Below are 6,544 nucleotides of genomic sequence, written 5' to 3'. Positions count from 1 at the left end.
GACGCGGTTTTTATCGTACCAACTTGAGATGATTTCCGTTTTGGAAGCCGCTCTCCGTGTCGGTGAGGCGGCATTATAGGGAGGTTTGAAAACTTGGCAAGCCTTTATTTCGTTTTTTTATTAACTTTTACCGCGTTCGACCAAAAAGCACACAAAAGGGCGCTAAAACGTACGAAATCTCTCAGTAAAGTCGGTCACTCTCTGCCAGTTTGTATATTCAATCTCTTTTGTCGTGTCAGTTTCGCCCCCTGTTATACGCATAATGAATTGAATCATTACCCTATCGAACCATCTATATCTTGGGTAATACAACGCACCAGCAAAAACATCCATTATTTCAGGTTGCCATGGAGACTTGCTAAGGAAGGTTTGCACATACTTGCTGGTCTCAGGTGTATCTTTCCCCTCTTTCCTTGCCGTTAAGTTAACGCAGAAGAACCCCGCCCGGCTTGCTTTTAGCTCGCTTTGGTAACGTTCGATAAATTGATAGAGTTTTTTATTAAGATGCCCATAACGAATGGAAGCCCCTATCAGCACTTTGCTGTATTGGTCGAAATCAATCTTCGGCAGCATGTTAGCGTCTAACAGTTCACAGTCACTGTCATTTGATAGCTGTTCTTTAATGCGATTAAGAATTTTGATGGTTTGTCCATCAGTGCTTGAATGCAAAAGTAGTATTTTATTCACGTTAATTTCCTATATTCCGTCTTTAATCGACTTTTCACTGATCAGCTTCGCCAGAACGTCGGCGTGAATAGAACTAAAAGCGTAAACACTTCTAATCGGCCAAATAACATGGCGACAACCAGAATCCATTTAGCTGCAGGATCGATATCAGCATAATGAAACGCCACCTGACCAAGCCCCGGCCCTAAATTATTAAGCGTCGCTGTTACTGCAGAAAAAGCTGAGAGCTCATCAATACCTGTTGCGATAAGTGCAAGCATACAGATGATAAAGACCAATGCGTATGCCGAAAAGAACCCCCAGACCGCATCGACGACTTGAGACGGCAGTGCTTTGTTTCCAATTTTGATTGTGTAAACAGCCCTCGGGTGAACAAGACGTTTTAATTCTCTGGATCCCTGAAGTGAGAGTAATAAAATCCTGATGACTTTCATCCCTCCTCCCGTCGATCCGGCACAGCCTCCTATAAAGGAAGAAAAAAGGAGTAGAACTGGCAAGAACAACGGCCAGTCTACAAAGCTACTGGTTGTATAACCTGCAGTCGTTGATATTGATACCGTTTGAAAAATAGCATGGCTGAACGTCTCAAATATAGAGTCGTAAACTTGGTCTCCCATTAATACAAAAAAGACGATTAATAGAAGAACGACCTGAAGAAAAACGAAAGCTCTAAATTCCGGATCCCTCAAATAATAGTTGAGGTGCATTCCTCCACTAGCAAAAGCAGCAAAATGCAGTGAAAAGTTACACGCAGAGATAAGCAGGAAAAAGACAGTAATAAGGTTGATAGCATCACTGTTGAAATACCCCATACTCGCATCATGAGTTGAAAAGCCGCCAATTGCTACTGTTGAGAAACTATGACTAATGGCATCGAAAGGGGTCATGCCTGCTAACCAATATGCTGCTGCGCAGCTTAATGTTAACGCCAGATAGATATACCAGAGCGCCTTTGCGGTTTCTGCTATCCGTGGTGTCATTTTACTGTCTTTTACTGGACCGGGTATTTCTGCTCGATAGAGCTGCATCCCACCAATGCCAAGCACAGGTAATATAGCGACCGCGAGTACAATTATCCCCATCCCACCGAGCCACTGTAATAACTGACGGTAGAAGAGCATCGCTTTAGGGAGGTTATCGAGTCCGACAATCACTGTCGCCCCGGTTGTTGTCAGACCCGAGAAGGATTCAAAAAACGCGTCTGTCGCAGACATGTGTGGCTGCTCGGACAACATAAATGGAATCGAACCTGCACTGCCGATCACTGTCCAGAACAAGACAACAATCAAGAAGCCATCGCGTGCTTTTAGTTCATGGCGATACCTGCGGTTGGGAAACCAGAGCATGCCTCCACCAGCAAGCAGAAGAAAAAATGTCAGAACGAAGGGGAAGCCCTCTCCATCGCGGTATATGAAGGCAACCAGTGCCGGTGCCAGCATAGTGATACTAAATAGCGCGAGGAGTAATCCGACGATACGGATGATTGAACGAAACTGCATAGCCCAGGTCGGTTTTATCCTTAGTGATCAGGCTATGCTGATGATGTCATTATTATTGAAGTTTGCTGACGACCACCTGACCTCGGGTTCGGCTGAAAATTTCATCCGCTACCAGATCGGACACTCTTGCATCCACTTCCACTGTTATCAGAATATTATGGCTGAATTCAGCATTAACCTGAACTGCGTTATGTGATGATAATATGTTTTCTATTAAGGCAATGTGAGAGTATTCACAGCTAAACTGCATTTGAACCACTATCGCCCTCTCATTGGTGATGAGTAGCGATAGAGCTTTTTGCACACCACCCCCGTATGCCTTCACCAAACCACCGGTTCCCAGTCGAATTCCCCCGTAATATCGGGTAACTACCGCAGTAATTTCTCCAACATTACTTCCTGTTAATTGTGCAAGAATGGGTTTACCTGCCGTACCCGACGGTTCCCCATCATCACTAAATCCCCAAAGCATAGAGTTTTCAGGGCGACCTGCCACAAACCCCCAACAATTATGTCTGGCATCTGCATGCTTTTTTTTGATGTTATCGACAAAAGCTTTCGCTTGCTCCTGCCCCGAAGTATGAGCAAGGTAAGTAATAAAACGACTTTTTTTAATTTCTTCTTCAAAGACCACTGGCTCAGCGGGTACTGAGTAAGGTGAGATGTCCATAGCGTTAGCCTGACCCGACTAAAGAGCAGAATGTTAACACAACCGATTTTATATTGATGACGATCCAGCTTATAAGACTACCCTTAACTCAATCACAGATGTTAAATAATCAAACATAGAACAATAATTTTAAACACGCGTTTAACCTTTTTGTTGCTATTTCCACCGCCAGCACTCAGACTAGAGTTAAGCTGGTCTAACCAGTATGGAAATAACAGACCAAGAACGACAAATACGGAGATAGAACATGATTTACCAAGGTGACACCCTTTCAGTGCGCCGTCTGGATGATGGTCTCGTTGAACTGGTCCTCGATGCACCCGGTTCAGTCAATAAGTTCAATGTAGCGACCCTGCAAAGCCTGAACGACGCCCTCGATGCTATTCTCGCCGAATCTGATGTAAAAGGCCTCCTGCTCACGTCAGCAAAGAAGGCTTTCGTTGTCGGAGCGGATATCACAGAATTTCTGGGCTTGTTTTCTAAACCTGCAGAAGAGTTGCATGGATGGCTTCAGCATTCAAACGACATTTTCAACAAGCTTGAAGATGTGCCATTCCCCACTGTCTCTGTTATTTCTGGTCATGCTCTGGGTGGCGGTTGCGAATGTGTGCTAGCCACGGACCTTCGAGTGGGTGATACCACTGCCCGCATTGGCTTGCCTGAAACAAAGCTAGGTATTATGCCGGGATGGGGTGGTACTGTTCGTTTACCACGCCTGATAGGCGCAGACTCTGCGATGGAAATCATCACCGCAGGTAAAGATAAAAAAGCGGCTGACGCTCTAAAACTTGGCCTCCTTGATGCCGTTACCGCACCAGAGGATCTGCGTGAAGCAGGCCTTGATATGCTAAAAGACGCGGCATCAGGAAATATTAACTGGGAAAAACGCCGCGCTGCCAAGAAAGCACCATTGTTGCTGAACAAAACTGAAGCAACCATGAGCTTTACCATGGCAAAAGGTATGGTGGCACAAGTAGCAGGTAAGCATTACCCTGCCCCTATGTTAGCTGTTGTAGCCATTGAGAAAGCTTCACGTCTAGAACGCGATGCAGCACTGGATATTGAGCGTGAGCATTTTGTACAACTGGCTCTTAATGATGTGACTAAAGCACTGGTCGGCATCTTCCTCAACGACCAGTACCTCAAATCTAAAGCGAAACAGGCAGCGAAAGACGGCAAACCAACAGAGCGTGCAGCTGTTCTGGGCGCAGGTATCATGGGCGGCGGTATTGCTTATCAGTCTGCCAGCCGCGGTATCCCTGCTCTGATGAAAGATATCAGCCAGGCTTCATTAGAAACGGGTATGGGTGAAGCGTCTAAACTACTCAATAAACAGCTTGAGCGAGGTCGTATCAATGGTCTCAAAATGGCTCAGGTACTCGCTTCTATTACACCAACTCTCAATTATGGCGGCATTGAACACTCAGATGTTGTGGTTGAAGCCGTCGTCGAGAATCCAAAAATTAAAGCCGCTGTGCTGAGTGAAGTGGAGAAGCTACTTCCTGAGGATGCAGTGTTAGCGTCCAACACGTCAACGATCCCAATCGATGTGCTGGCAGAGTCAGTCAGTCGCCCAGAAAACTTCTGTGGTATGCACTTCTTCAACCCTGTTCATCGCATGCCACTGGTTGAAGTTATCAGAGGTAAGAAAACATCAGAAGAAACCGTCTCACGCGTTGTTGCTTATGCTGCTGCAATGGGTAAAAGCCCAGTTGTGGTTAATGACTGCCCGGGTTTCTTTGTTAACCGTGTTCTCTTCCCATACTTTGGCGGTTTCAGTCAGTTGCTGAAAGATGGTGCAGACTTCCGCAAGATAGATAAAGTCATGGAAAAAGAATTCGGCTGGCCAATGGGTCCTGCTTATCTGCTCGATGTTGTCGGTATTGATACGGCACACCATGCACAAGCTGTGATGGCGGAAGGCTTCCCTGAGCGCATGGCAAAAGATTATCGTGACGCAGTTGATGTCATGTTTGATTCCGAACGTTTCGGTCAGAAAAACGGTAAAGGGTTTTACCTCTACACCACAGATAAAAAAGGTAGACCGAAGAAGGTACAGGACCCAGACGTTGATGCGCTTATTGCTGACGTAGCTAGCGACAAATCTGACTTCAGCAGTGAAGATATTATTGCCCGCGTGATGGCACCGATGATTAATGAGGTCGTCCGTTGTCTGGATGAGGGCATCATTGCTACACCAGCAGAAGCAGACATGGCGCTGGTTTATGGTCTTGGCTTCCCTCCTTTCCGTGGTGGCGTTTTCCGTTATCTGGATACTTTAGGGTTGGCTGAGTACGTAGCAATGGCTGACAAATTTGCAGATCTGGGGCCAATGTATGAGGTTCCACAAAGCCTGAGAGACAAGGCTGCTAAAGGTGAAGGGTATTACGATACCCAGCGACAGTCTGTTTAACGCAACCGAATTAAAGATATAGAGGGAATAATGATGAATAACGTTGTGATTGTCGACTGTGTCCGTACACCAATGGGTCGCTCAAAAGGCGGTGCATTCCGCAATATCAGAGCAGAAGACCTATCGGCACACCTGATGAAAGCGGTACTTGAGCGTAACCCACAGGTAGACCCAGCAAGCATTGACGATATTTACTGGGGATGTGTACAACAAACCCTGGAGCAAGGCTTTAACATCGGCCGAAATGCATCACTTTTGGCGGGTATCCCACACACAGTACCTGCAACAACTGTCAACCGCTTGTGTGGTTCTTCTATGCAGGCTTTACACGATGCCGCAAGAGCCATCATGGTTGGCGATGCAGACACTTGCCTGATTGGTGGTGTTGAGCACATGGGACACGTACCCATGACTCATGGTGTTGACTTCCACCCGGGTATGTCAAAGTCTGTTGCCAGAGCCGCAGGCTCTATGGGCCTGACTGCTGAACTACTGGGTCGGATGCACGGTATTACCCGTGAAATGCAGGATGAGTTTGCAGTTCGCTCCCACCAGCGCGCCCACGAGGCAACGGTTGAGGGACGTTTCCATAGTGAAATCGTACCGATCGAAGCCCACGACAGCAAAGGCCGCCTGTTCCTCATGAAAGATGATGAGGTTATTCGCCCTGAAACCACAGTGGAGGGGCTGTCTGCACTTCGCCCAGTGTTTGACCCGGTCAACGGAACCGTAACGGCAGGTACTTCCTCAGCGCTGTCAGATGGTGCTTCTGCCATGCTGGTTATGAGCGAGGAAAAAGCCAAAGCACTGGGCCTGAACATCAGAGCCCGTATTCGCTCGATGGCGGTAATGGGTTGTGACCCGTCAATCATGGGTTATGGCCCTGTCCCATCAAGTGGACTTGCACTGAAGCGTGCAGGCCTGACTATCGACGATATCGGTATGGTTGAGATCAACGAAGCATTTGCGGCGCAATCCATGCCGTGCCTTAAAGATCTTGGCTTAATCGACAAAGTTGAAGAGAAGGTTAACCTGAATGGGGGCGCTATTGCATTAGGTCACCCACTGGGCTGTTCTGGTGCACGTATCTCAACGACACTGCTTAACATCATGGAAAATAAAGATGTTGAGTTTGGTCTCGCAACCATGTGTATCGGATTGGGACAGGGTATCGCTACCGTATTTGAAAGGGTGTAATACTTCCTACTCTCCGGGAATAGCAAATAAAGCGGTCTCAGTGCAGACCGCTTTTTTGTAGCCAACACTTTTTACCCA

At 47.0% G+C, this 6,544-nt stretch carries 5 protein-coding genes; 2 read left to right on the top strand and 3 right to left on the bottom strand.

Features of this window, described 5'->3' with window-relative positions; all coding sequences use genetic code 11:
• Positions 1-162: 162 nt before the first annotated feature.
• The 3 genes from hemG to A8L45_RS14590 are packed head-to-tail and all read right to left on the bottom strand — an operon-like array spanning position 163 to position 2,856.
• On the bottom strand, positions 163-687 hold the full coding sequence (gene hemG / locus A8L45_RS14600) for a menaquinone-dependent protoporphyrinogen IX dehydrogenase (protein WP_068903545.1): 525 nt from the start codon (positions 685-687) through the stop codon (positions 163-165).
• A gap of 41 nt (positions 688-728) precedes the next feature.
• A complete protein-coding gene (locus A8L45_RS14595; protein ID WP_068903543.1) occupies positions 729-2,186 on the bottom strand; it encodes a TrkH family potassium uptake protein in 1,458 nt (485 codons plus the stop codon).
• Between the two features lie 52 nt (positions 2,187-2,238).
• Positions 2,239-2,856 (bottom strand): YigZ family protein, encoded by a 618-nt coding sequence (locus A8L45_RS14590; RefSeq protein WP_068903541.1) that lies wholly within the window; start codon positions 2,854-2,856, stop codon positions 2,239-2,241.
• A gap of 247 nt (positions 2,857-3,103) precedes the next feature.
• Here A8L45_RS14590 and fadB point away from each other — a divergent pair, with 247 nt between their 5' ends.
• Together fadB and fadA are read left to right on the top strand one after the other, a co-directional pair.
• On the top strand, positions 3,104-5,269 hold the full coding sequence (gene fadB / locus A8L45_RS14585) for a fatty acid oxidation complex subunit alpha FadB (RefSeq protein WP_068903539.1): 2,166 nt from the start codon (positions 3,104-3,106) through the stop codon (positions 5,267-5,269).
• 33 nt (positions 5,270-5,302) lie between these two features.
• A complete protein-coding gene (gene fadA, locus A8L45_RS14580) occupies positions 5,303-6,466 on the top strand; it encodes an acetyl-CoA C-acyltransferase FadA (RefSeq protein WP_068903534.1) in 1,164 nt (387 codons plus the stop codon).
• Positions 6,467-6,544: the final 78 nt, after the last annotated feature.

This window comes from Veronia pacifica, assembly GCF_001707825.1.
Taxonomy (GTDB): Bacteria; Pseudomonadota; Gammaproteobacteria; order Enterobacterales; family Vibrionaceae; genus Veronia; species Veronia pacifica.
Note: the sequence above shows the minus strand (reverse complement) of the source record. Positions and strands in the feature narration are given on the sequence as shown.